The sequence below is a fragment of the Streptomyces sp. NPDC059456 genome, assembly GCF_042750055.1.
Lineage (GTDB): Bacteria > Actinomycetota > Actinomycetes > Streptomycetales > Streptomycetaceae > Streptomyces.
The window spans coordinates 9,490-10,867 of sequence record NZ_JBHYVA010000248.1; the positions used below are offsets into that span (position 1 = coordinate 9,490).

At 76.3% G+C, this 1,378-nt stretch carries 1 protein-coding gene; it reads left to right on the plus strand.

Going from position 1 to position 1,378, the window contains the following annotated elements; translation table 11 throughout:
* Positions 1–351 precede the first annotated feature (351 nt).
* Complete coding sequence (locus tag ACFXA3_RS21800) at positions 352–1,233, plus strand: alpha/beta fold hydrolase (RefSeq protein WP_385189045.1); 882 nt, start codon at positions 352–354, stop codon at positions 1,231–1,233.
* The last annotated feature ends 145 nt before the right edge of the window (positions 1,234–1,378 follow it).

Consider the following 1,378-nt stretch of genomic DNA (forward strand, 5'->3'; position numbering starts at 1 on the left):
CGCTGGACGTCTTCCCCGGCAAGCCCGGCTACGTCGCCGGCCCGTACGGCCTCGGCGCGCGCGGGCGGATGGGGGGGGTCGCGGGGGGGGGGGCTCCCCCCCCCCCCCCGCCGCGCGCCGCCCCCCCGCCCCCCGGTCCTCCCCTTGCTGACCTGGAGCCCCGAGCTCTCAAGGTCATCCCCTTCGGACCGTCTTCCCCGAGCGGCCCGCCTCCCTGTTGAAAGGATCTCCATCGGCAGCGGCGGCCAATCCTTGAGCAAGGTCACTCGAAAGAGCGGTGTTGACGGCGAGAACCCCGTTTTCGAATGTGGGTTCGATAGTCTGGCCGCGAGCGAAGGGGGTGCATCTGCCGTGGTACAGCGCATCGATGTGACAGGGGCCGACGGTGTGCGCCTGGCCGCCTGGGAGTTCCGGGAATCCGCCACCGCCGAGCCCCCCGACCCCGACGCGCCCCGGGTGCTGTTACTCCATGGCCTGATGGGCCGCGCGTTCCACTGGGCGGGCACCGCCCGCTGGCTCTCCCGGAACCGCCGCGTCGTCGCCCTCGACCAGCGCGGCCACGGCCAGAGCGGCCGCCCCGCCGCAGGCCCGGGCACCTCGACCCGGCTGGGGCGCGACGCGTTCGTGGCCGATGCCGAATCCGTCATCGAGCAGCTCGGCCTGGGCCCCGTGACCCTGATCGGGCACTCCATGGGCGCCCTCACCGGCTGGCAGCTCGCCGCCCGCCGCCCCGACCTCGTCGAGGCCCTGGTGATCTGCGACATGCGCGCCTCCGCCCTCGGCGAGGCCTCCCAGCAGGAATGGGAGGACTGGTTCCGCCGCTGGCCCCTCCCCTTCCCCACCCAGGACGCCGCCCGCCGCTGGTTCGGCGAGGACGACCCCCGGGTGGAACGCCCCGATCCGGGCCGCGGCGCCTTCTTCGCCGAGGTGATGCACCAGGCGCCGGACGGCTGGCGCCCGCTGTTCTCCCGCCGCCAGATGCTGACCGCCCGCGAGACGTGGGTCCACGACGCGCACTGGGAGGAACTGGCCCAGGTCCGCTGCCCGACCCTGGTCGTCCGCGGCCTCGACGGCGAACTGGGCCGCGCGGAGGCCCAGGAGATGGTCCGCGTCCTCCCGGCGGGCCGGTACGCCGAGATCCCCGACGCCGGCCACTACCTCCACTACGACCAGCCGACGGCCTGGCGCGCCGCCCTGGAGCCCTTCCTGGACTCGGTCAGGGCCCAGGCCTGACCCCGGGGGCCCCGGCCCCCGCGAGGCCCCCGGGGCCCCGGCCCCCCCGCCCCGGCGCCGCGCCCCCCCCCCCCGCCCCGTGGGGGGCCCCCGCCGCCTGGTCCTCGCCGACGAACCGACCGGCGCCCTCGACTCCGAGACCGGC